This window comes from Sneathiella sedimenti (assembly GCF_017313765.1).
Classification (GTDB): Bacteria; Pseudomonadota; Alphaproteobacteria; order Sneathiellales; family Sneathiellaceae; genus Sneathiella; species Sneathiella sedimenti.
The window spans coordinates 289990-312635 of record NZ_JAFLNC010000004.1; the positions used below are offsets into that span (position 1 = coordinate 289990).

The 22646-nt window shown below is 59.1% G+C and carries 32 protein-coding genes and 2 tRNA genes; 27 read left to right on the forward strand and 7 right to left on the reverse strand.

Going from position 1 to position 22646, the window contains the following annotated elements; genetic code table 11:
• Nucleotides 1-12 precede the first annotated feature (12 nt).
• The 17 genes from J0X12_RS13160 to J0X12_RS13240 all read left to right on the forward strand — a co-directional run bounded on the left by J0X12_RS13160 (nucleotide 13) and on the right by J0X12_RS13240 (nucleotide 11495).
• Nucleotides 13-483, forward strand: a complete 471-nt coding sequence (locus J0X12_RS13160; protein ID WP_207046524.1) for a DnaT-like ssDNA-binding protein — start codon at nucleotides 13-15, stop codon at nucleotides 481-483.
• 3 nt (nucleotides 484-486) lie between these two features.
• Nucleotides 487-846, forward strand: coding sequence for a hypothetical protein (locus tag J0X12_RS13165; RefSeq protein ID WP_207046526.1), 360 nt, complete (start codon nucleotides 487-489; stop codon nucleotides 844-846).
• Complete coding sequence (locus J0X12_RS13170; RefSeq protein ID WP_207046528.1) at nucleotides 843-1232, forward strand: phage tail terminator-like protein; 390 nt, start codon at nucleotides 843-845, stop codon at nucleotides 1230-1232. Before J0X12_RS13165 ends, J0X12_RS13170 begins: the two co-directional genes overlap by 4 nt.
• Before the next feature lie 12 nt (nucleotides 1233-1244).
• Nucleotides 1245-2150 (forward strand): phage tail tube protein, encoded by a 906-nt coding sequence (locus J0X12_RS13175; protein WP_207046530.1) that lies wholly within the window; start codon nucleotides 1245-1247, stop codon nucleotides 2148-2150.
• A 10-nt stretch (nucleotides 2151-2160) separates the two neighbouring features.
• Nucleotides 2161-2553: a hypothetical protein gene (locus tag J0X12_RS13180; RefSeq protein WP_207046531.1), complete on the forward strand. Its 393-nt coding sequence runs from the start codon at nucleotides 2161-2163 to the stop codon at nucleotides 2551-2553.
• Between the two features lie 92 nt (nucleotides 2554-2645).
• The gene (locus J0X12_RS13185; protein ID WP_207046533.1) at nucleotides 2646-2903 is read left to right on the forward strand and encodes a hypothetical protein; all 258 of its coding nucleotides are present in this window, start codon (nucleotides 2646-2648) and stop codon (nucleotides 2901-2903) included.
• A 5-nt stretch (nucleotides 2904-2908) separates the two neighbouring features.
• A complete protein-coding gene (locus tag J0X12_RS13190) occupies nucleotides 2909-3646 on the forward strand; it encodes a hypothetical protein (protein WP_207046535.1) in 738 nt (245 codons plus the stop codon).
• Between the two features lie 3 nt (nucleotides 3647-3649).
• Nucleotides 3650-4258, forward strand: coding sequence for a DUF2460 domain-containing protein (locus J0X12_RS13195; RefSeq protein ID WP_207046537.1), 609 nt, complete (start codon nucleotides 3650-3652; stop codon nucleotides 4256-4258).
• Nucleotides 4255-5100: a DUF2163 domain-containing protein gene (locus J0X12_RS13200; protein ID WP_207046539.1), complete on the forward strand. Its 846-nt coding sequence runs from the start codon at nucleotides 4255-4257 to the stop codon at nucleotides 5098-5100. The genes J0X12_RS13195 and J0X12_RS13200 overlap by 4 nt, the downstream gene beginning before the upstream one ends.
• Nucleotides 5093-5506, forward strand: a complete 414-nt coding sequence (locus J0X12_RS13205; protein WP_207046541.1) for a C40 family peptidase — start codon at nucleotides 5093-5095, stop codon at nucleotides 5504-5506. Before J0X12_RS13200 ends, J0X12_RS13205 begins: the two co-directional genes overlap by 8 nt.
• Nucleotides 5506-8847, forward strand: coding sequence for a phage tail protein (locus tag J0X12_RS13210; RefSeq protein WP_207046543.1), 3342 nt, complete (start codon nucleotides 5506-5508; stop codon nucleotides 8845-8847). Before J0X12_RS13205 ends, J0X12_RS13210 begins: the two co-directional genes overlap by 1 nt.
• A 1-nt stretch (nucleotide 8848) precedes the next feature.
• Complete coding sequence (locus tag J0X12_RS13215; RefSeq protein WP_207046545.1) at nucleotides 8849-9667, forward strand: hypothetical protein; 819 nt, start codon at nucleotides 8849-8851, stop codon at nucleotides 9665-9667.
• A 23-nt stretch (nucleotides 9668-9690) separates the two neighbouring features.
• On the forward strand, nucleotides 9691-10044 hold the full coding sequence (locus J0X12_RS13220) for a hypothetical protein (RefSeq protein ID WP_207046547.1): 354 nt from the start codon (nucleotides 9691-9693) through the stop codon (nucleotides 10042-10044).
• Nucleotides 10041-10259: a hypothetical protein gene (locus tag J0X12_RS13225; RefSeq protein ID WP_207046549.1), complete on the forward strand. Its 219-nt coding sequence runs from the start codon at nucleotides 10041-10043 to the stop codon at nucleotides 10257-10259. The genes J0X12_RS13220 and J0X12_RS13225 overlap by 4 nt, the downstream gene beginning before the upstream one ends.
• 18 nt (nucleotides 10260-10277) lie before the next feature.
• Complete coding sequence (locus J0X12_RS13230; protein ID WP_207046551.1) at nucleotides 10278-10481, forward strand: hypothetical protein; 204 nt, start codon at nucleotides 10278-10280, stop codon at nucleotides 10479-10481.
• Nucleotides 10478-11140, forward strand: coding sequence for a lipase family protein (locus J0X12_RS13235; protein WP_207046554.1), 663 nt, complete (start codon nucleotides 10478-10480; stop codon nucleotides 11138-11140). Before J0X12_RS13230 ends, J0X12_RS13235 begins: the two co-directional genes overlap by 4 nt.
• Before the next feature lie 19 nt (nucleotides 11141-11159).
• On the forward strand, nucleotides 11160-11495 hold the full coding sequence (locus J0X12_RS13240) for a hypothetical protein (protein ID WP_207046556.1): 336 nt from the start codon (nucleotides 11160-11162) through the stop codon (nucleotides 11493-11495).
• A gap of 17 nt (nucleotides 11496-11512) precedes the next feature.
• Here J0X12_RS13240 and J0X12_RS13245 read toward each other — a convergent pair whose 3' ends face one another.
• Entirely contained in the window at nucleotides 11513-12121 is a 609-nt protein-coding gene (locus J0X12_RS13245; RefSeq protein WP_207046558.1) for a LysE family translocator, read from the reverse strand.
• 314 nt (nucleotides 12122-12435) lie between these two features.
• On the opposite strand from J0X12_RS13245, the gene J0X12_RS13250 reads away from it, so the two are divergent.
• The 8 genes from J0X12_RS13250 (at nucleotide 12436) to J0X12_RS13285 (ending at nucleotide 17040) form a co-directional block, all read left to right on the forward strand.
• Entirely contained in the window at nucleotides 12436-12843 is a 408-nt protein-coding gene (locus tag J0X12_RS13250; protein ID WP_207046559.1) for a hypothetical protein, read from the forward strand.
• 107 nt (nucleotides 12844-12950) lie between these two features.
• Complete coding sequence (locus tag J0X12_RS13255; protein ID WP_207046562.1) at nucleotides 12951-13694, forward strand: hypothetical protein; 744 nt, start codon at nucleotides 12951-12953, stop codon at nucleotides 13692-13694.
• 141 nt (nucleotides 13695-13835) lie between these two features.
• Entirely contained in the window at nucleotides 13836-14771 is a 936-nt protein-coding gene (locus tag J0X12_RS13260) for a ketopantoate reductase family protein (protein WP_207046563.1), read from the forward strand.
• A gap of 144 nt (nucleotides 14772-14915) precedes the next feature.
• Complete coding sequence (locus tag J0X12_RS13265; protein ID WP_207046566.1) at nucleotides 14916-15380, forward strand: hypothetical protein; 465 nt, start codon at nucleotides 14916-14918, stop codon at nucleotides 15378-15380.
• Nucleotides 15377-15553: a hypothetical protein gene (locus tag J0X12_RS13270; protein ID WP_207046568.1), complete on the forward strand. Its 177-nt coding sequence runs from the start codon at nucleotides 15377-15379 to the stop codon at nucleotides 15551-15553. Before J0X12_RS13265 ends, J0X12_RS13270 begins: the two co-directional genes overlap by 4 nt.
• Complete coding sequence (locus J0X12_RS13275; protein WP_207046570.1) at nucleotides 15550-15873, forward strand: hypothetical protein; 324 nt, start codon at nucleotides 15550-15552, stop codon at nucleotides 15871-15873. The genes J0X12_RS13270 and J0X12_RS13275 overlap by 4 nt, the downstream gene beginning before the upstream one ends.
• Nucleotides 15874-15876: 3 nt before the next feature.
• A complete protein-coding gene (locus J0X12_RS13280) occupies nucleotides 15877-16062 on the forward strand; it encodes a hypothetical protein (RefSeq protein WP_207046572.1) in 186 nt (61 codons plus the stop codon).
• Nucleotides 16063-16296: 234 nt separating this feature from the next.
• Nucleotides 16297-17040, forward strand: coding sequence for a hypothetical protein (locus tag J0X12_RS13285; protein ID WP_207046574.1), 744 nt, complete (start codon nucleotides 16297-16299; stop codon nucleotides 17038-17040).
• A 112-nt stretch (nucleotides 17041-17152) separates the two neighbouring features.
• Here J0X12_RS13285 and J0X12_RS13290 read toward each other — a convergent pair.
• The 6 genes from J0X12_RS13290 to J0X12_RS13315 form a co-directional block, all read right to left on the reverse strand.
• Nucleotides 17153-17228 (reverse strand) — tRNA-Asn (locus J0X12_RS13290).
• 115 nt (nucleotides 17229-17343) lie between these two features.
• Entirely contained in the window at nucleotides 17344-17535 is a 192-nt protein-coding gene (locus J0X12_RS13295) for a YqaE/Pmp3 family membrane protein (RefSeq protein WP_207046576.1), read from the reverse strand.
• An 86-nt stretch (nucleotides 17536-17621) separates the two neighbouring features.
• Nucleotides 17622-17816, reverse strand: a complete 195-nt coding sequence (locus J0X12_RS13300) for a YqaE/Pmp3 family membrane protein (RefSeq protein WP_207046578.1) — start codon at nucleotides 17814-17816, stop codon at nucleotides 17622-17624.
• 112 nt (nucleotides 17817-17928) lie between these two features.
• Nucleotides 17929-18002: transfer RNA gene (locus tag J0X12_RS13305), tRNA-Cys, on the reverse strand.
• Nucleotides 18003-18105: 103 nt separating this feature from the next.
• Nucleotides 18106-19044 (reverse strand): DUF1177 domain-containing protein, encoded by a 939-nt coding sequence (locus tag J0X12_RS13310; RefSeq protein ID WP_207046580.1) that lies wholly within the window; start codon nucleotides 19042-19044, stop codon nucleotides 18106-18108.
• 100 nt (nucleotides 19045-19144) lie between these two features.
• Nucleotides 19145-20056, reverse strand: coding sequence for an AroM family protein (locus tag J0X12_RS13315; RefSeq protein ID WP_207046582.1), 912 nt, complete (start codon nucleotides 20054-20056; stop codon nucleotides 19145-19147).
• Nucleotides 20057-20217: 161 nt separating this feature from the next.
• Between J0X12_RS13315 and J0X12_RS13320 the strand changes: the two genes are divergently transcribed.
• On the forward strand, nucleotides 20218-20913 hold the full coding sequence (locus J0X12_RS13320) for an AroM family protein (RefSeq protein WP_207046584.1): 696 nt from the start codon (nucleotides 20218-20220) through the stop codon (nucleotides 20911-20913).
• A 71-nt stretch (nucleotides 20914-20984) separates the two neighbouring features.
• Entirely contained in the window at nucleotides 20985-22592 is a 1608-nt protein-coding gene (locus J0X12_RS13325; RefSeq protein WP_207046586.1) for an ABC transporter substrate-binding protein, read from the forward strand.
• The last annotated feature ends 54 nt before the right edge of the window (nucleotides 22593-22646 follow it).

The following is a 22646-nucleotide window of genomic DNA, read 5'->3' on the forward strand; positions in this document are numbered from 1 at the left end:
AGGAAAAAATCCATGACCTTGATAACCGAAACCGGCAGCGGCGTTGCCGGGGCAACGACGTATGTGTCCCTCGACGAGGCGGACAGCCATTTCACTGCGCTTGCTAATGATGACTGGACCAGCGCCACGGACGGCCAGCGCGAGCTTGCCCTGATCCGGGCGGCCCTGCATATCGACAGCTATCTCTATCCCGGCACGATCCTCGATTGGGATCAGGGCCTGAAATGGCCGCGAAGTGGCGCCTATGACCGCGACGGGCGGGCCATGACCGGCATCCCTCATGCGCTTCGCACCGCCACGTTGGAGCTTGCGGATATCTTTCTGCGCGATCCCAACGGCCTCGATGACCGGCAGATAACGCGGCAGAAAATCGGTCCCATTGAGGTGACGTATGAGGAAGGCAAAAAGCGCATGAGCTTCGTCTTTCGCCTGCTGCAGCAGATTGGCGCGCGCGCCCAGGACAGCCAGATGGTGAGGGGGTGAACCATGCGGAACGAGACTATCCGGCAGATGGTGCGCGACCTCTTCGATACCGTCGGCGAGGTGGCCGTGAGCGCCACACTTCGACAAAAGATCCAAGGCGCGTATGACCCTGGCAGCGGTGCGAGTGAGGCAACAACCGACACCACCATCCGCTTGGTGCGGACGGAGAAAAGCCTTTCTGATGCGGCGAATGTGGGCGGCACGCCGATTAACCCCGCGCTCCATCACGCGCTGATCGAGTGCGAGGACGTGACGCCAAAGGCAGATGACGACCTGATCATCGGCGCGGAAACTTTCACCCTGCTGCAGGTTGTCGCGGCAGATACCGGCGCAGGCATTCTGTATGAGGTGAGCTACCAATGAGCTATCGCAAAATACAGGCGGCGCTGGATGCGCGGCTTCAGGCTTATGAGTCTGACGATGTGGCCTTTCCGGGCACGTCTTATTACCCCGCCCATGGCACCTCATATCTGGAGGTTCTGTTCCTGCCCGCCCCGGCGGAAGGGATATTCCTCGGCTCCGGCGCGGTGGAACTGCATACGGGCGACTACCGCATCACCGTCCATGACGCGGACATGGCCTCCGCGCAGAGCCGCATCGATGCCCTGCGGTCGCATTTCAACAAGGGCCGCGTGCTGAGCTTTGAAAGCCTTGACGTGCATCTTGATGGCGCGGCCGTCGGTGCCAATGAGGGCGACCTCAAGAAAATCGCCCTCCCGCTTCTCGTTTCCTGGCGCAGCTATTTTTAAGGAGCCACTGCCATGACCTTTGCTACCGGAGCCCAGCATGGGCTGACCTATATTACTGAAAGTGTCTTCGGCACGACGCCGGCCTCGCCGGAGATGACATCATGTCGTCATACGGCCTGCAGCCTCGGCCTTTCCAAGACGACACTGGAGACGGCGGAAATCCGGAGCGACCGCCAGATCGCCCATCTCCTGCATGGGCAGAAAACCGTCTCGGGCAATATAGATATGGAGCTTTCTTACGGCGCGTTCGATGACCTGCTCGCCGGCCTGATGCAATCAAGCTGGTCATCGGATGTGCTGAAAGCGGGTGCAACACAGCCCAGCTTCACCTTCGAGCGCGGCTTCAGCGACATCGCCCAGTATCAGGTGCTGACCGGCTGCGTGATCGACCGACTGCGCCTCAATGTCCGGCCGGATCGGTTGATCTCGGGAACATTTGGTCTTGTCGGCAAATCCTCCGCGATCAATTCCTCTTCCCTTGATGCGAGCCCGACGGCTGCCGCCGCCAATGACCCGATGGACAGCTTCTCCGGATCACTGGAAGAGGGGGGCAGCAGCATCGCTATCGTGGTCGGTCTGGAACTGAATATCGATAACGGCCTGGAGCAGGCCTTCGTGATCGGGGAGGACGAGGCGACGAGCCTGCTCGCCGGGCAATCGCGTATTACCGGGGAAATCACCACCTATTTCGAGGATGCGGCGCTGCTCAACAAATTCGCCGCCCGCACCGAAAGCAGCCTTACGCTTACCTGCAGCGGGGCCGGCGGCAGTCTTGAGTTCGATCTCCCGCGGATTGTCTACACCGGGGCGGAGATCCCGACGCTGGGCGCAGGGCCGATCACCCTCTCGTTGCCCTTCAGCGCACTCTATGACGAGACGGAAGCCACCAACCTGAAAATCACCCGGACCGCAGCATAGGAGGGGTTAAATGCCTAAGAATGTATTTGATGTGGCAGCGTTTGACCTGAAGGCCCGGTCGGAGGCGGGGGCGCCGCTAACCCTCCGTCATCCCAAGACGGGCGAAGACCTCCCCGCCGTTATCTGGCTGCAGGGGGAGGATGCGGAGAATTACCGCAAGTGCCTCCGGTCGCAGATCGACCGGCAGATCATGGAACGCAAGCTGGAACTGACCGCCGCAGAGCTGGAGGAGAGGCTGATCGAGCGGCTCGCCGCCATCACGCTCCGCTTCGAGAATATTGAGCTTGACGGCGTGCAGTATGACGGCACGGCGGAAAATGTCTTGAGGCTCTATCGGGATCATCTCTGGATCCGCGAGCAGGTCGCCGCCTTTGTGGAGGACCGGGCCAATTTTTTGCCCTGACCGCCGCGCGCCTCACGGACTGGGCAGCGCATCAGTTTCAACTGGCGGAAGAGGTCGGTCCCGGCATCACCCGCGCCGCCGCGCTGCGTCAGATGGCGAAGGCAACGGGCCGGAAGATAGCGAATTCCGGAACGGTTGTCCCGCCGCCATCCTGCATCGCCCATGTCTGGAGCTGGTTTTTGGGGCTTCTGCCGCTCTATGCGGCGGGACCTTTACCGCGTCCAGCCTGGATTGCGGCGGATATCGAGGCGCGCTTCGGCCTACGCCCCACGGGGTTTGAGGTTGGGGTTCTCCTCGATCTCTTCGGTCTCTGGTGGCGGCAACGGGCCGGGAACGCAGAACAAGGATAAAGTATATGGCAAATAACAGTGATTTCACCGCCCTTGGCGGGCTGGACAGGCTGCTCAAAAGTCTCGACACGCTCGGCGACAAGACCCGCAAGGCAGAAAAAGAAGCCGCGCGCCTGACGCAGCAGTTTTCCGGCTTGCAAAACGGGCTTGCCAGCTCAAGCGGGACGGGCGGATTCGTCGATGATCTGAACGCTGGCCTTCAAACCGCGAAAGAAGAAATGACTGATTTCGCGGAGATTTCGGGCAAGGTCGCGGCGGGCATCGGCACCGCGTTCGAGGACGCGTTCGAGAAACTGCTCCTGTCGGGCAAGGATTTCAAGACGGTCCTGCAAAGGCTGGAGGCGGATCTCATTCGTCTCGGCACCCGGACGCTCACCTCGACCGCAAGCCAGAGCCTCGGCGGGGCAGGTGGCCTGCTTTATGAACTCGGCGGCGCCCTCTTTGGCGGCGGCGGATCGCTCGCCAGCCTGTTCCCCGGCTTCTCGACCGGTGGGCAGTTCACCGTCGGCGGCGCGGCCGGGGTGGACCAGAATCTTGTCCCCCTCCGTCTGACGCGGGGGGAGCGGGTGACGATCGAAACCCCGGCGCAGCAGCGGCTAGCGAATAATGCCACAGCGGCACCCGTCATCAATATGGCGTTCAATATCTCGACCCCCGACGCAGCAAGCTTCCGCCTCAGCCAGACGCAAATCCAGGGCGAAGCGCTTCGTCAGGCACAACGCAGCCTTAGAAGGAACGGTTAAACCATGAGCTTTCATGACGTCAGATTCCCGACCCGCATCTCCTACGGCGCAGTGGGCGGGCCCCGCTTTTCGACCACGGTGCAAGTCCTGAATTCCGGGTTTGAGCAGCGCAATATCAACTGGGCACAGGCGCGGCGCGAATATAGCTTCGATATCAGCCCGAGCCGGGGGGAGGACTGGACCGCGGTCCTCAATTTCTTTCATGCACGGCGCGGCCGGGCCTATGGCTTTCGCCTCAAGGATTTTTCCGATTTCGAGCTTGCCGAGCAATCCATCGGTACTGGCGATAACAGCACCACCCAGTTCCAGATTTTCAAGCGCTATGTCGACGATGATGAACTTGCCCCGCCCTATGACCGGGACCTGAAGAAGATCGTCGCCGATACGGTGGAGGTGTCCGTCGATGGCACACCGCTGGCCAGCGGCTGGAGCGTGGATGAAACGACCGGCATCCTTACCTTCGATGTTGCGCCCGCGACGGACGCGGATATCGCGGTGGCCTGTGAGTTCGACGTGCCGGTCCGCTTCGATACGGACTTGATGCAGGCCGCCATTCCGGGGCCGGACATCCATCACTGGCAGAGCGTCAAATTGGTGGAGATACGGATATGAAGTCTCTCAGTGCGGCCCTGAACAGCCATATCGCCGGGGAGGTGACCACACTCGCGACCTGCTGGGCGCTGACCCGGCAGGGCGGGACGGAAATGTTCTTCACCGATTTCGATGAGGATCTGGTGATTGACGGCGACACCTATCTGGCGGCGAGCGGCTATTCCCGCTCGGCCATCGCCAATAGCAGCAGTTTCAGCGTCGATAACCTTGATATCATTGGCAATCTCACCAGCGATATCATCCGCGAAGAGGATCTTTTCGCCGGGCTCTATGACTTCGCCGAGGTGCGGATTTTCATGGTCAACTGGCAGGATCTTTCCCAAGGCACATTAGCGCTCCGGCGCGGCTGGATCGGGGAGGTTTCGGCGCAGGACGGGGCCTTCACGGCGGAGCTGCGCGGCCTTGCCCAGGCGCTCCTTTATGAGGTGGGGGAGGTTTATTCTCCCCTTTGCGGCGCTGATCTCGGCGATAGTCGCTGCGGTGTCGATGTGGATGCACTCACGCAAACCGATGTGGTGGCGGGCGTCACTTCGCGCGACCTGTTCACGCTCACCGACTATAACGGTGCGGATGATGTGCTGAATGGCGGGGTGCTGACCTTTACCAGCGGTGCGAACGTCGGGCGCTCTTGCGAAATCCGTGACTGGACGCAATCGGGTAAGACGCTCACGCTCTATCTGGAGGTGCCCTACGAGATTGAGGCGGGAGATGAGGTCTCCTTCTTTCCCGGCTGCGACAAGCGCTATGCGACCTGCCGCGACACCTATTCGAACCATCTCAATTTCCGCGGCTTTCCGCATATTCCGGGCACCGATGCCCTGCTGGAGACCGGCGATGGTTGAGCGCGCGGACATTATCACCGAGGCACGCCGCTGGATCGGCACGCCCTGGCGGCATCAGGGACGCAGCCGGGCGGGCGTCGATTGCGTCGGGCTGGTCGTTCTGGTGGCCCGCACTCTCGGTCTCAAGCCTGAGGATGTCACCGGATATGCGCGGCGGCAAGATGGCCGGGCACTTCTGCGTCATCTTCATAAACAACTTGAGTTACAACCAGCAACTGACTGGAAATATGGAAATATCGGTGTTTTCAAGGAAAGCGCCTTTCCCATCCATGTCGGGTTTTTAAGCGAACGCGATGGAGTGCCGACGGTCATCCATGCCCATGCCCGGAGAAGGCAGGTGATCGAAGAGGCGCTTGATCCATACGGTACTCCGTTTGCCGTTTTCTCATTTCCGGAGGTTCTCTAATGGCGACTTTGGCACTTGGGCTCGCGGGCGCCGGTATCGGCGCGGTAACCGGTGTCGGCGCCGGGGCTGGTTGGCTTCTCGGCACGACGTTGGGCCGCGTTCTCTTCCCCGAAGAAGGCAATTCATCCTCCGCGACGCGGCTCACCGATCTCAATGTCACGGGCGCAAGCTATGGCGCGGCGATCCCGCGCTTGTACGGCACCATGCGCCTTGCCGGGAATATCATCTGGGCGGGCGAGCTTCGCAGCGAGGCAGTGACCAGCAGCAGCGGCGGCGGCAAGGGCGGCGCGGGCGGCTCATCCCAGGTAACCGGTTACAATTATTTCACCAGTTTCGCTGTCGCTATCTGCGAGGGGGAGGTATCGAACCTCCTTAAAATCTGGGCCGATGGGGAGGTCATCTATGACGCCGGCGCGGAGGGGGACGTGATCGCCTCCGATGTGCGGTTCCGCTTCTACCCCGGCGATGAGGAACAGCTCCCCGACAGCATTATCGAGGCGGCGGAAGGGGAGGACAACACGCCTGCCTATCGCGGGCTCTGTTATCTCGTGTTCGACGACCTGCCGCTGCGCGCCTTTGGCAACCGCATCCCGAATATAGAGGTGCTGGTCACCACTGATGGTGTCGGCGCCTATCCGCTCACCGACAGCGAGATTGCCTCCGTCAATGCGGGCAGCTTTGCCTATGATGCGGAGCGGGGCCTTGTCTACAGCTATGAGGTGGTGGGCGGTGTCGATACGGTCCGCAAGATCGATGCCCTGACGCTGGAGGAACTCGCGACAGCCGAGGTGGAGACGGAATTTCCGCGCCTGCCCGACGCGGCGATCGGGTTTTCGCGGGATCGCAAGGGCAATTTCTGGATCGGCACGGGCGCAGCCCTGCTCGCCGGGCGGCAAATCCACCATGTGAACGGCGAGACAATGCAACTCAACGACAGCGCCGATCTGCCGAGTGGCGTGGGTGCAATTACCCATTCGACTGATATCATCAATCCGCTTACCGGCGCGCAGTTCCAGGTCGCCGGATCGCAGCAGAATTATCAGGTGGTGATCTTCGATGAGGCGCTGGAGGTGTTGGACAGCATCACGACAAGCTCGCGCGTCTCTACCGGTGCGGTGACAGACGCAGACGAAGTCGCCTGGGTCGGCCTGTCCGGCTGGGCGACCGGCCCGGTGTTCAGCGACCTTGAGATCGTCCGCGTGTCGGTTTTTGGCAGTCCGGGTGTTTCGGGCACGGACTATTCCGTCGAGAGTGAGATTTTTACCATCGCCACCGCCGATCTCACGCCGCTGGGCGGGACGGGGAGCGAAACCAACAATATCACCAGGCTGGTCGCCTATTTGCCCGCGAGCGATGAGCTTCTGTTCCAGAATGATTATCGTATTTTAAAATGGTCGACGCGTACCCATGAAATCACCGCAAGTCGCGATGTGAGCACGTTGAGCGGAAGTCTCAGCCTTGTCCATACGCATAACGGCAGCGAGATCGTCTTTATCAGCGCCGGGCGCTATGCGGTTTATTTGAGCGCCGAGACGCTGGCGGAGAGGGAGCGGGTCGATCTTTATGACTTCGACGGGGTTAGTGCGTCCGTGAACGGCGTCTATGACGCGGCGACGGACAGCATGTTTGTCTTTAACAGTTCCTTCGGGGTGAAACGGCTTTTCTTGCGCCGCGCGAGCGGGGCGGGGGCCGAGCTTGCCGATATCGTCAGTGACCTCTGTGCGCGTGGGCGTCTGACGGATGAGGATGTCGATGTCTCCGCCCTTGCGGGCAGCATTCCGGGCTATCTGGTGAGCCGCCCGATGTCGATTGCCGAGGCGCTGACCCCGCTCAGCGATTATGCCTTTTTCGATGCGGTGGAGAGCGGCGATGTGCTGAAGTTCCTCCCTCGCAACCAGGCCGACAGCGGCGTGACCATCACGGATGAGGAGATGATCGCGCCGCCCGCCTTGCGCCGGTTGCAGGAAAGCGAACTGCCGGAGAGGATATCGCTCTCCTATCTCGCGTCCGATGCGGGCTACCAGATCGGTACGCAGATGGAGAAGCGGGCCTTCCGCCCCGTCGCCACCATGTTCGGGCGCAACCAGATTGCGCGGGATCTGCCGATGGCGCTTACCGCTGATCTCGCGCGGCAGGCGGCGGCGAAAACGCTCTATTCCGCCTGGGCTGAGCGACAGACGGTGAGCGCGTCGCTGCCGCTGAAATACCTCGCCCTCGATCCAGCAGATGTGCTGAGCCTTGAGATAAACGGTGCGGCCAGCAGCGCCCGGCTGATGCAGTCCCATTTCGGCGCGGATATGACCATCGAGACCGAGGCCGTGACCCTTTCGCCCTTGAGCTATGACGCGGGCGAAACCGGGGATGCGGGCTCGGGCTATGAGCAGGTGCTGATCCGCAAGGGAAGCTATGCGGAGCTGTTCCTCCTCGATCTGCCGTTGCTCAGGGATCAGGATGCGACGGCGGGGAACGGCAGCCGTTTCTATTTCGCCATGGATGGTTATCAGTCCGGCTGGACCGGTGGCACCCTCTATTCCGCCTTCGATGAGGACAGCTATCAGGTAGAAGGGGCAATCAGCAACGAAGTTGTCTGGGGTGTGACGTTGAACGCGCTTGAGGGTACGGAAACGCCGTTCCAGACGGATGAAAGCTCGACCCTCGATATCCGTTTTGTGAGCGGCGGGGACGAACTCGAAAGCATTAACACATCCGCATTGTTGAACGGCGGTAATGCCCTGCTGGTGGGCGCAGAGATTATCCAGTTCGCCGATGTGTCGGAGAATGCGGATGGCAGCTACCGTCTCTCGACCCTGCTCCGGGGACGTCGCGGCACGGAAGGGGCGACCGGCTCGCACAGGGTTGGGGAGCGGGCGATCCTGCTTCGCTCTGGCGATATCGGGGGCGGCTTTAGTGCCCTCAACACCCTCGACCTGCCGCGCCGCTGGAAAGCGGTGGGGGCGGGCCGCCTGATTGAGGAGGTTTCGCCCACCATCAAGGCCCTGACCGGCAATGACCTCAAACCTTACGCACCGGTCCATATTACGGGCACGCGCGATGGCGGGGATCTCTCTCTCAGCTGGCAGCGGCGGACGCGGATCGGCGGCGGCAGTTTGAGCGGCGAAGTGCCGCTTTCCGAAGCGTCGGAGCGGTATGAGCTGGTCTTTACCCATAATGGGGAGAGTGTCTCCAAATATGTATCAGATGCCACGGAATATACCTATGAGCTGGCCGATTTCAACGCGGATTTCGGTGTTTCCGAAGTCGCGGTGCCGGAGCTTTCGCTCACTCTCTATCAACTTTCTGAAACCATAGGCCGGGGTTTTCCGGCAACGGAGATTATCTAGCATGCCAGAACTTGATTTACCGCAGATCGCCGAGAGCCAGGCGCTTGCCTATGTCACCTCCAACGATGCGGACGCGAAGCTGGAATCCGCGCTCTGCGACGAGATTGCCAGTCATGACCCGACCGCTGGCGATGTGACGCTAACCGACGCCGAGTTTCGCGAGACCTGGCATCATGTTATCGGCGGCAGCCCCTCCGGCGGCTTTAACTTCATCGTGCCGGAGATCAAGCGCCCCTTCATGGTCACCAACGGAAGCGGGGAGACGGCAACGGTCAAGACCGCCTCCGGCGCGGCGGGGCAGGCGCTCGAGGGGGAAACCCGGCTCTTCTATTGCGACGGGACGGATGTCATCGGCCTGACGGACAGCACCTCGGGCGGTGGGGGCGGCGGAACCCACGCAGGGGCGCTGGTCAAGATGAGTTCCAACCAGAGCATTGCCGACAGCACCAACACCACGCTCAACTGGGCGAGTGAAAGCTACGATACCGATAGCTATCACGACAACGCCACCAACAACAGCCGCCTGACCGTGCCGAGCGGGGTCTCCAAGGTGATCGTCAGCGGGCAGGTCCGCTGGGACAGCAATGGAAGCGGCACGCGGGAAATCCTGCTCGAGAAGAACGGGTCCAGCAGTTTTGATGGCCGCCCGTTCGAGCATATCGACGCGCAGACGAACCGCACCATGCAGAGCTTTGTCTCGCCGGTGCTGGCCGTGACGCCGGGGGATTATTTCGAGTTGGTCGCCTGGCAGGACAGCGGCGCCAGCCGGGACATCGAAAGTCATGTCGCCACCTGGTTCAGCATTCAGGCCATCGAGTAAGAGAGGTTGCAAGGGGAGAAACGATGAAAATACTGACGCTGACGGCGGTCCTTGGGGCCGCTTTTCTTATGGACAGTGTAACGGCCTCGGCTGCACCGCTCTGCCTGCCGCGGAGCGAGCTTGCCGTGCATCTGGCGGAAAACTACGGCGAGGTCCTTGTTGCGCAGGGGCTCAATAACCGGGGCAGCCTGATCGAGGTCTTCGCGACCAGATCGCGCGATCGCTGGACCCTGACCGAAACCGATGTGCTGGGCCGCTCCTGCCTGATCGCGGCGGGGGAATACTGGAACGCGCCCGGTGACCGCCCGCAACAGGCGGCGCGCCAGCCCGCGGCCTATCCCGCCATCGCGGACCCGGCGGAGGGAGACTCTCCATGAACAACCTCGAACAGGAAATCGGCGCCATGCGGGTGCGCATCGAGAATCTGCATCTCGACATGGTGGAGCTGCGTGATGACGTCAAAAGCCTGACCCTGCAGGTCAGCATGGGGCGCGGCGCGCTGAAGGTCATCGGGATCACAGGGACTGTCATTGCGGCGTTAACCACCTTTGCCGCCTGGCTGGGGCAGGCCTTCCGGCCGTTCAATCTGTAAATCATGGAGGAAGGAATATTGGGTGCCTTTGTCACTATTGGCGACATGCTGCAGGCCCTCTGTCTGGCTGTCGCGGGACTCGCCTTCCTGGTCACCCTGGCGACGATCATCACCGCGCTGACGCCGACCCGCTGGGAGGAGGAACCGATCGACCGGTTTTTCCGGATGCTGAACCTGATCGCGGGGAATGTCGGCCATAACCGGAATGCCGACGACAGATGAACCCGTTGGAGGCGGCCATCTGCGCGAAGATTGCCTATGACCCGAACGGGGCGGAGCGGGCGACACGCCTCGGTTACAGCTACCACGCGGTGGCGGGACGGGACCATTTCGCCTGGATCGGGCGCAAGGACGGGATCACGATCGTCGGCTTTCGCGGCACGGCCCTGTTCGGGCGGGAGAGACGGAGCTATCGCAGCAATCTCTCCACCGACCTGATCCCCTGGGCCGGAGCGGGGCTTGTGCATGAGGGCTATTACCAGGCGCTCTGGCAGGTGCTGGCCGCGGTCCGGCGGGAATTGAAGGGCGCACGCGGAATTATCCTCACCGGCCATTCCATGGGCGCGGCGCTGGCGACGCTGGCGGCCATGCTGCTGGAGGCGGAGCGGGTCTATGCCTTTGCCTGCCCGCGCCTCGGCAACCGGACGTTTGCGGACGGCTTCTCGCGCGCGATCCGAGTGACCCGCTTCGTCAACCGCTGCGATGTGCTGGCGCGGATGCCTTTTTCAGGGGAGGTGCAGGGCAGCGATCCGGCGGTGCGGCAGCCTTACTGGCATGTCGGGCGCGTCGTCCGCCTGCCGGCATTCGGCCATTCCATGAGCGCCTATGTCCAGGGCGTTCGTCAGCGCCGGGACGGAAACTACCAAAGTCATCAACGATAAACAGAGGAGGACTTTTGACATGACTTCAGCAGGGCAACGCAAAACCCAGGAAACGGAGACACCGACGCTGGACAGCTTTATCGAGGAAACGGCGGAAGCGGCATATCTTTCCGAACCGTCGGATGAGGAAGAAGCAAATGACAACTTCCCCGCCCATGAGATTCTTCTGGGCTGTATCTGGCGTGATACGGAGAGTGCGCAGCAACGGGTCGGCCTGATTGACGACGCGCCGTTTGGCGCATCGCGTGACGATGCACGGGGGCGGCAGGAGCTTGACTTTTCCGACGACCGGCACGGCGCCCGCGGATTTCTCGATGAGGATTTGGATCCGGGTGACGGGGCTGTCGGTTTCTAGATGACGGCGGGCGCGGGCTATTTCCGTTCGGCCAGCGCCAGGCCGATCCCGGCGGCAATCAGGAAGCCGGCGGTGATCCGGTTGCGGATATTCTGGTAGCGTAGCATCAGCGGCCGCAGCGCGCCCGCAAAGACCGCCCATATTGCATCGCCGAAAGTCAGGACCGTCAGGAAGACGGCCGCCACGAGGGCGAGCTGGCTCATATAGTCGCCCTCCGCCGAAATGAACTGCGGCAGCAGGGCGGCGTTGAAGATCAGGGTTTTCGGGTTGAGGATGGCGACCATCAGCCCGCGTGTGAAAAGCGCCATGACCGGCGCCCGCACGGCCCGGATCGCGGAGAGGTCCTCCGGCGGGGCAATCCAGCTCCGGTAGCCGAGCCAGAGAAGATAGACAACTCCGGCCCATTTCAGCCAGGTCAGGATATCGGCAGCGACTTCCAGGAGCGCCCCGATGCCGAGCACGACAAGCAAAAGCTGGATCCCGACGCCGACAGTGGTGCCGGCCACAGTGCAAAGACCGTACAGCGTTCCGTAGCGCAAAGAGTTGGCAATCGTCAGCGCTACATTCGGGCCCGGAATGGCGACCAGCCCAAGGGTGATCACGGCAAGTGTAAAAAGAGAATCCATTCGAAAAAAATACCACATATCAGGGTGTCGGCAATCGTAATTTCATAAAGTTGTCACAGTGTCTAGGTAACAATGGTGGGTTAGGCGGCCCCGGCTGATTCTCATAACCGAGGAGAGAATTGACAGTTTGAGGGAATTTTTTGGATTTATGTTGGGTTAATTAACTATATTGGAGAAATTGCTGGATTTAACGCATATTTTTCGGTAAAATTTGGTCATTATCGCCAAAAATTTTGAACTTTGTTGTATTTCCAACAGTCGCGTTTCCAACAAAAAGTTGATTGGACAAAATTCATTTTGAATGGAGACGGCCCATGTCTTTTAAATATCTGAATATGAAGCTTGGAATTTTTGCGCTGGGTCTTGTCGTTATCATTGGATTGTCTGCCGTCCTTGGTGTCAGTGAGCAGGTAAGGGCAGCGACGGCGTCGGTTGAATGTTCCAAAACCCTGTCTGGACAGGCGGAGACATGCGCAAAGGAGCGCGCTGACGCGACCGAAGACAAGTCGTTCGTAACCGCGTGGTTTTTTCCGCAATCCAAACCACAGGGGTCGGAGAATTCTGCCGTAAGCGCCGGAACGCCTGGTAAGGGCGGCGAGACGGTGGCGCAGGATAATTCGGCCAGCGGCTTTCCTCCGGAAGCGCTGATCCTGTTCGCGGTGGCACTTGCCGGTATCGTCTTTCTTGGCCGACGCAAGAAGTCGGCTGTTCGCGAGGAATAGCCTCCGAAGTGACCAAAAAGAAGCGGCTGTCCCGATGCGGCCGCTTTTTTCATGAAAATCCAAGCGACTTAATTTTTGCTTAGTATCTCCCCGGTAGAATTCCGCCCATGGAAATAACGCATACAGTCAAGCCGACAGCCTGCCTTCTGGAGGCGTTCCGATTTGTGATCGGGCATCGCTGGCCCTGCCTGTTCCGGGCTGTGCCGGTGGTGATGATGACGGCGCTGATCGCCTGGCTGGAAACTAACATACTCGCGGCGGCGGACTATTTCCGGCTGGTCGTGAATGAAATTCTCTATGCGATCTTTTCCGTTTATTGGCACCGCTATACCGTCTTCAAGTTCGAGCGGCGAAATCCCTCCTTCGGCCTGCATTTCGGGCTTCGCGAGATCAAGTTTGCCGGGGCGATGCTGGGGTATGTGCTCATCACCTATGTGCTGGCGAAGGTCTATGTGGCGAGCGGTGGCGATGGGTCCAGCGCGTCAATCATGCTGTTCGTGACGTTGTTGTGCCTGTGCTTCATGCCGCTGATGTTTATCTTTCCGGCGATTGCGCTCGACCAGCCGCTGGCCCTGAAGGATTTCGCCCGGACCGTCATTGATATGTTCCTGCCTCTGGTTGGCACCTTCCTGCTGGCGCTGGTGGCGGTGGTCGGGCTGTATGTCCTGATCTATATGCCGATGCTGCTGCTGATCCTGATGAACAAGCCGGATATGGCGGGAATCCTGTTTTTCGTCTTGTCCAGCTTCCTGATCATGCCCTTTATCCTGGCCGTGTTTATCTCTTTTCTGTCGATCCTGTTCCGGGAAACCGTCGGCATTCAGCCGATCAACTATAAATCATCTTATTGAGGCTTGCCCGCGGCGGCCGATTTTTCTAACCTTGGGCGCGTGACGGGACGGCGGCAGTCTGTCCTTTGTTCAGAGAATAGTATCCATAGAGCCGGACCGGCGTTTCGTTCCGTCCGGCGCCAGAATAAGAAAGATAAGAAAATGGCGCGAAAAATAGGAATAGTCGGAGCCGGGGCAATCGGCGGATATTTTGCGGCTCAACTGGCCGAGTCGGGATATGAGGTTGTGGTGCTGGCGCGCGGAAAGAACCGCGACGTGCTCTCCACCGACGGGATCACGATCACCTCCGAGAAGGGGGAGCAAACCGTTAAGTTTGCCGCCGTGTCGGACAGCCCGGCGGAGCTCGGGGTATGTGATGTTGTTTTCTTCGTGGTGAAGGGGCAGGACACGGACCAGGCGGCGGCGGACATGCGTCCGATGATTGGCCCCAAAACCGAGATTATCAGCCTGCAGAACGGGTTTTACGGAATAGAGCATCTGGTCGCGACCTATGGCGCGGAACAGGTCTCGCCGGGCATCACCTATATCCCCGCCGTGGTGCAGGCGCCGGGCCGGATCTATCGCACGGGGCAGAACACCCGGACGGTTTTCGGGCCCTATACCCCGCGTGACATTACGCTTCATGAGGAACTGGCGGCGGCGCTGCAGAAGGCCGGTACCGATGTCCGCGCGAAGGTGGAGCCGATGCGGGAAATCTGGGCGAAATATGTGGTTCTGGCACCGTTTCACGCCATGTGCAGCCTGACCCGTCTGCCCGTTGGCGGCTGGATTATCCATCCTGAAATGCGGGACATCTATTTCCGCGCGATGAAGGAGGTCTGTGCCCTCGGCCGAGCCAAGGGAGCGGATGTCCCGGATTCAATTGCCGAGAAACAGGTGCAGTACAGCCAGACCGTGACCAACCCGAAAACCCGGGCGTCGATGTTTGAGGACCTGGACCGGGGCAAGCCGCTGGAACTGGAGCCCATCATTGGCTGGCTCTGCCGTGAGAGCGAGAAGCATGGACTGGAAAGCCCGGTTCATGACATGGCCTATGCGATCCTGCGGCCCTATCGGGACGGCCGCCCCGATATCTGAGCCTAGCTGACTGCCCTCGCAATTCTGATCCCGGACTGACACATCGGCGCAATTGTCGGTGACTGCCGCCTGACCCCAGGCGGCCGCGTTCGCCTGTGCGCAAATCACGGCAAGACAATCAGCACGCATCATAGGAGCGATGGGATGTTCATCAGTGATCTGCGGACGCATGTCGTCCGGCCGACCCTGGACGCGCTTGGCATGGGCGGGGCGGCGGCGGAAAACCTCATCCTCGGGACCGGGCTGGTGGAAAGCGGCTTTCGCCATCTGGCGCAGATGGGTGGCCCGGCGCTCGGCGTCTATCAGTGCGAGCCCGCGACCTATGACGATATTCTCCGCTATCTCGACCGCCGCCCCGACATCGTCGCGCGGCTGCGGCCGTTTATCGCGGGCGAGGGCCTCCCTGCGGTATCGCAGCTGGTCTGGAACCTCAAGTTCGCGACCGCGATCTGCCGCATCCATTACTGGCGCAGGCCCGGCGCGATCCCGGCTGATCTGGCAGGGCAGGCGGTGTACTGGAAGCGGCATTACAACACCGCGCTCGGGCGTGGCACGGTGGCAAGATACCTCGAATGCGCCCGTCCCCTAACAGAAGGAATGACCCCATGAAGGATTATTTGAAGGGAAAGAAAACCTATCTTACGGCGTTTCTCGCCATTATTGCGGCGGTGGGCAGCTACCTGCTCGATGAAATCGCGATGCAAGACATGATCGAGGCAATCTTCGCGGCCCTCACCGCCATGACCATTCGCGCCGCCATCTCGACGGAGGCCGCGAAATGAGGCGCCTTGCTGTTGCCGCGCTGCTGTTGGCGCTCACGGCCTGCACGTCGCCGCTGGGACAGCTCTCGGCGCGCGATCAGCTGCTGGTGACCTGCGACGGCCTCGCCACCACCATGGGGATCGTCAAGAACTACATCCTCGATGGCACCATCGACAACCCGGCGACGCTGCGTGATATCCGTGATGCGTCGAGTATCGTCGAGGAAAGCTGCACCTCCAATATCGATCATACCACGGCGCTGAGCCGTCTTGCCGGGCAGTCGGTGATATTACTGGAGGCGCGGATCATGGCGGAAAACGGCGCCGGGAAAAGGAGCTAGCCCATGGATATTACATCCGCATCCATCATCGCCCTGATCGAGGGCGGGGCGTTCCTTGTGAATACCGCGCTTCGGGCCCAGAAGGGTGAGCTTTCCCAGTCCGACGTTGACGCCATCCTTGCACATGTGGGGGTGGAGGCCTCCGACCTTCGCCGCGTGATCGACGCCGCGCTTGAAGAAAAAGACTGACCCGACAAAAAGGGAGGCTGCCACGGCCTCCCTTTTCCTTGCCAAAATTCCTCTCACATTATCCCGCCTTTTTGAACGTCTGCTTCGGCTGATCCTCGATCGTGCAGGCGGTGAGCCGGGTGAGGCCGATCACGGCATATGCTGGTTTCATAAGTATTTCCTTTGCATTTTTACAACTTCAACTAAAGCATTTTCTACTGTTCAATTCGCCGGAAGGTTTTGTTATATTAAACTATGAAAACGTCATGGTGGAAAAAGGTTGATCAGTTAGGAGACGGTGTCGAAATCCTTGGAGCAATCTTTATATTTGTGATTGTTGGGCTGATCGGCATCTACTTTATTACGGATGGCATACCATGGATATGGAATGCGGTGGATCAAAATGAAGGCCGTGGTGCGCTTATCGGTTCATTTATTGGCGCATCAATTGGCTTTCTTGGATTAATTTATGTCGCTCGCATTACAATTATGCACGAGCGTGAACTGTCTGACGAAAAAAGATTATCGAATGAAATTGATCGAGCCGGGTTTTTGTTCGCTTGTGCTGATTCTGCCTTGCATGATTTTCGTCGTTTCCACAGATTTATTGCGAAACCATATGATGGTAACTCCTTGACTCCAAAGTCCAAGTGGCAAACCATCAACCTAAAATTCAAAAAAAATACTTACGAATGGAGTGGTGACAAAGACTTATTGATAGGCTTAGATCGACGCATTGTAATGCGAGCGCAGGCGTTTCAAAAAGCAAATGAAGATTTCATCGAGTTTATTTCAGAGATAAACAGAATGTATGAGCTGGGTGTTTTCGCTACTCATAAAAAAAATTTGGAATTAAGTTTCGATGAAGAGCGCGAAACAAGAATGCTGAATGACCTTATGGCGCAGGCGAATGAACTTGCTACGGAAGCTCAAGAGTTTTTGATAAAGCTATATGATGAAATCTATATTGTTTATGGAGAAAAATTAGACTTCGACTGATCTGCTTCCTTACCTAATAATGACAAATAACGATTTTTGTCTTCCCTTCCCGTTTTCCCCTCCATGCACCCAACAAAAAAAGCCTCCGGCTGGTGGCCGAAGGCTTTTGAATTGGCTCCCCGAACAGGACTCGAACCTGTGACAGGCTGATTAACAGTCAGCTGCTCTACCAACTGAGCTATCGGGGATCAGGGCCCGAATTATATCGGGTTGGCGGCTTATAGCAATTGCCATTACCCCTGCCAAGCCTTGTTTTCGGATTTCGGCAAAAATTTTTGGGTATTGGACAAAATGCCGCGGTGGTTAATCGCTCATATGCGCTTCTGAGATTTTTTTGTCCGTATTATACTGGCTGAGCGCATAGACGGCCCAGATCGCGGCGGGAATCCAGCCGATCAGCGTGATTTGCAGGATCAGACAGATAATCCCCTGGAACGGCTTGCCAATGGTGAAGAAAACCAGAAATGGCAGGATAAGCGCGATAATCAGTCTCATGGTAACTCCCTCTCATAAGCAAACTGACGCGTAGCTTACCCAACTATGCGCCACTTGGCAAATGAAGGTAAAGGGAGCGGGGGAGGTTAATTTCCCGGCTTGTCGGCCTTGGGTTTGCGGCGGCTCGGGCGGGAGCGGTGCAGGGCCACCAGGGCCCAGATGGCGGCCGGTAGCCAGCCCAGGACGGTGAGCTGCAGAATCAGGCAGATGATTCCTTCCAGGGTCCGGCCCAGCATGAAAAACATCAGCCAGGGCAGCAAAATTCCAATCGCGATAAACATTGATCTCTCCTGCAGTGCATGACGGTCACGGACGCCGCACTTCGGGCGCCGCTTCAGTCAGGACGCGCGAAACCGGCGTCTTGTGAGAGATTCAAGGTAAATCAAGGGGAATTGGAGGCCTGGACCGGAATCGAACCGGTGTGGACGGATTTGCAATCCGCTGCGTCACCACTCCGCCACCAGGCCATCCTGTTCGTGGTGTATTGCCAAAAGCCTAGGCGTTGTAAGGCTTTCGGCAGGGAGTGTCAAGCGCAACAATGGGCGCGTCTGGCCGCGCCCGCTGCACTCTCTAGACGACGACTTTTCCGTCGCGCTGGAAATGATCCATGGGGCCGTACAGCTTCACGATTTCCGCGTATTCCGCCGTATCGAAGAAGGCGCAGTTGCCCTCGGTGAAGGATTTCGCGACTTCCAGGGTGAAGCGCGCCGCAGCTTCCACATCGGTGAGGTGGGTCGCCCCGGTGGCGCAACCGGCAACCGGCACCTCGGTTGTGATTGCGACGCCGACAACCGGGGCGGTCGTCGCGGTGCAGGGCTGCATGATGCTGTTGATATGATAGAGGCCGTTGCCGTAAGGGGTGATGTCCTGCTGGGAGAGGGCGAACACCTTCGGGTGCTGGCCCGTCACCTGCGCCATCAGCTCGAGCAGGTCGTCGCTTGTCTTGAGCAGATATCCTTCCTTGACCGTCGGCGAAATGGCGAAGCCCCGATGGTTGAGGATCTTGTTGCCCTTGGTCGTATCGACAGAGAGGATGGCGTCCATCTCCTTGGCCACTTCCCACTGGTTCTTGAGTTCCATCGGGATAGGCGAATCCATGAACGGCACCGGCTTGTGCGGCCGGGTCGGCGCATTGGGGCAGATATGGGTGGAGAGGATCACGTCCCCTTCCAGCTGATCGCCGAGGGAGGCCATCCGTCCGAGCTTCGCCGCCGCGGCCAGCACAGCAAGAGCGCCGTCGCCATCGGAGACAAAGCCGACCCGCTCCGGCCGGGCGCCGATGCCGCCGAGCCGGCCGATGATGCCAAGTGTCGGCGCATCCCCGCCATTGATTCGGCCGTTTTTGCCGGGCACGGTGATCTTGATGAAATCCGTCGCCCCCTTGTCGGAGGTAACGTGATTGACCTCGCACTCGGCCGTGCCGGTCTCCTTCAGATAAGCCTGCACATGCGCGCCGCTGGCCGACGGTGCATCCAGAATTTCATAGATATCAATGATTTGTTTCAGCATGTCTCATATTCTTTTTGTTTCCAAATCCCAGCGTAAAATCTACATCGGGAGCGGAAAGGTTGAATATGAGGGTGACTACGTATCTTAACCGCGCTTGTGATTACAGCATCAAGACCTGGCGAATTAGGCCGGAAACCGTCGAGACGCCGAGCTTTTTCATCACCCGGCTGCGGTGGATCTCGACTGTGCGGTGACTGATGTCGAGCAGGCGGGCAATCTCCTTGTTTGACAGACCCGCCACGACATTTTCCGCCACTTCCAGCTCCCGCCGGGTGAGTTGCGGATAAGCCTGCGCCATGCGCATGGCGAGGTTCTTCTTCTCCCGCGGGCGGGTGTCTGTCATCGAATTGAGCTGCATCCGCAGGGAGCTTGCCAGAATGTTGCGGGCCGTTGCCACCGGCTTGCCGCTCTGCGCACTGACCTTCCGCGCCATCTCCCCCGAATAGGCCATGCTGTACATGACGATGAAGTCGCAGTTCTTGAGGCTGCGGGTGATGTCGTCGATATTCCCGCTCGGCCCGGGCAGGGTATAGCTGACCGACTGGCGGATCGCCGCGCCATGGGTGAAGATATTCTCGGTGCCCTGCAGATCGACGGAATAGATGATGCCGACCCGGCAGCCCACCATGGTAAGGGACTGGACCCAGGATTCAACAATGGTCTGGCCGTTGAGAAGCGGCGTCTTGGTGACGATTTCCTGCTGCAGCCCGGTACTGACAACGACGATAAAGTCGTAATTCTCCTGGTCCAGCCGCGCGCAAAGGGCCGCCATGCGTCTCTCCACGATATCTCCCGAGACGATCTTGTACTCCCCATTGGCGAAACGGGTATGAAGGGCGATCTGGTTGGGCGCTTTGGGGAGTTTGTCGAACTCGGTCGGGTCGATGCCGTCAAGGGCGCCGAATTCCTCGACGATGATCTCGGTGTCGAGCTGCCGGATGAGGTGCGGCACAATATCAGGGCGCGGCGCCTGACCTATGGTGACAAAGGCAATTCTCGGCAGTCGAGCCATCTTTCCCCCTTCTTGGAAAAAAGCAGTTATAGACGCTCTGGCTCGCGGATATCAAGGCGTCCGTATTGTGTAAGGGCTTTTACGTATTTCACGAAACCGTAACAACCGTCAAACTTCTCACACTGGATAAAGTAATTTTCGGAAAATTCGGGGGCAAGTCAATGAGCGTGGAAAAGATACGGGGCAAACGGCTGGCGCTGGTGACCATCGGGCAGGCACCACGGGTCGATATCACACCGGACATGATGCGCGGATTCGAAGAGGACTATGACATCACCGAGTTCGGCGCGCTGGACGGCATGACGAAAGAGGAAGTTGCCGCGCTCGCCCCGGCGGACGGGGAAGATCGCCTGGTCAGCCGTCTTGTCGACGGAGAGGAAGTGATCTGCTCCCACGCGGCGATCGAGGCGCGGCTCGGTGAGTTGTTCGCCCGCATCGACGCGGACAAGTTCGACGCCATCCTGATGCTCTGTTCGGGCAAGCTGACCGAGGCAAGTCACACGCTGCCCGTCTTTTCCCCCTATGAAACTCTGAATGCCGAGATTGCGGAATGCCGCGCCCGGGGCGAGGTGATCGGCATGATCTCCCCCCTGGCTGAACAGATTGACAAGAACAAGGCGCTGTTCGACAACCCGTCGGGCGCCCGCTTTTCCTATGTCACGCCCTATGGTGACGGCAGTTTCGAGGCGGTGGGCGAAGAACTTAAAGACACCGATGTCATCATCATGAACTGCATGGGCTTTGACAGCGAGATGGCGGCGAAGGTGGAAAAATCCGCCACCGTGCCGACGCTGACAGTGCGGCAGATATTCATGAAACATATCGAGCGGGCGCTTTCAAAGGATGCGGCGGCCTGATCGCCGGCGCCCGCGTGATCCATAATAATAACGGGAATAGTGAGCAAGAATTCAACCTGGAGGAAGAAAGTATGAAAGATATGAGCAGACGTAGTTTTGGCAGGCTGGTAAAAGCCTGCGCCGTCGCGGGACTGGCCGTTGCCAGCCTTGGCGCGACGATGGAGCCGGCCACCGCCTTCGAGCGCGTAGACGGAGGCAAGGTTCTCGTCATTGCCGGACGCCAGCCGGTATCCACCTTGGACCCGAGCGTGAAATACAATGCCTCCATCCGGTCCCTGCAGCAGGCGCTCTATGATGCGCTGGTGAAATATGACGGTAACCCGCCGCAGGTAAAGCCGTGGCTCGCCGAAAGCTGGGAGCAGAGTGACGATGGCAAGACCTGGATCTTCAAGCTGGTCAAAGGCGCCAAGTTCCACAGCGGAAACCCGGTCAATGCCGAGGCAATCAAATATTCCTTCACGCGGACGCTGGAACTGAATAAGGGCCCGTCCTGGATGCTGTCCGACTTTCTCAAGCCCGAAGGCATTGTCGTTGTTGACGACCACACGGTCCAGTTCAATCTTGAAAAGCCCTACGCGGCGTTTCTCTCCTTCCTGCCGTGGTGGTACATCATGGACCCGGCGGTTGTCGGCGCCCATGTCGAAGGCGATGACTATGGCCAGAAATGGCTTACCGAGAATGAAGCCGGCAGCGGCCCGTACAAGCTGAAACGCTTCGATCAGGGAACGCTTTATGAAGTCGAGCGGGTCAAGGATTACTGGAAAGGCGACGGCGGCTCCAATATTGAGGGCATCGTCTACAAGCTGATCCGGGAAACCTCGGCACAGCGCGCGGCGCTGATGCGCGGCGAGGCGGATATCGTACTTGACCTCTCCCCGGACGAGTTCGACCAGGTGGCAAAAGCCAAGGGGATCAAGACCTCGACCGAACCGGCGCTGACCGCGTTTGGCCTGAAGTTCAACACCAAGGGCAAATACATGTCCGACAAGAACCTGCGCAAGGCCGTGGCCCATGCCTTCGACTATGACTCACTGGTCGCCATCTTCAACGGCAAGGCGGTTCTGCAGACGAGCCCCTTCACCGACGATATCAAGGGCAAGATCGACGTGCCGGGCATTCCGCGCCACGACGTGGAAAAAGCCAAGGAATATCTGGCGAAATCCCAGTGGCCGGAAGGTGGGATCGAACTGGAATATGTCTATGTCCAGGGTCTTGAGGTCGAGCGCCTGATGGGCCTCGTGCTGATTGACAATCTGAAGCCCCTGAACATCACGTTGAAGATGGTGCCGCTGACCTGGCCGAACCTGGTCGCCCGCGGGTCCAAACCGGAAACGGCCGCCGATCTCATGGCAATTTTCGCCACACCGGTTTCGGTTGACCCGGATGCCGTCGCCTATCAGTATCACCCGGATTCCTGGGGCAAGTACTATGGCACGCATTTCTACGACAACCCGAAGGTCACGGAACTGATCGAGAAGGCACGCTATACCACCGACTGGGAAGAGCGGGCGCCGATGTATGCGGAAATCCAGAAACTGATCGTCGAGGATCAGCCGGAAATCTTCGGCATGATGCGCAAACGGCTGGTGGCTTATCGTGACTATGTCACGGGCTTTTCCTATACACCGGTCCGGATGACGTCTGAAGTCGACTATTACGGCCTCGGCATCGGAAAATAACGCAAAACCGTTCTGCCGGGTTTATAGTGATCCGGCAGAACTTTTCTAATACTT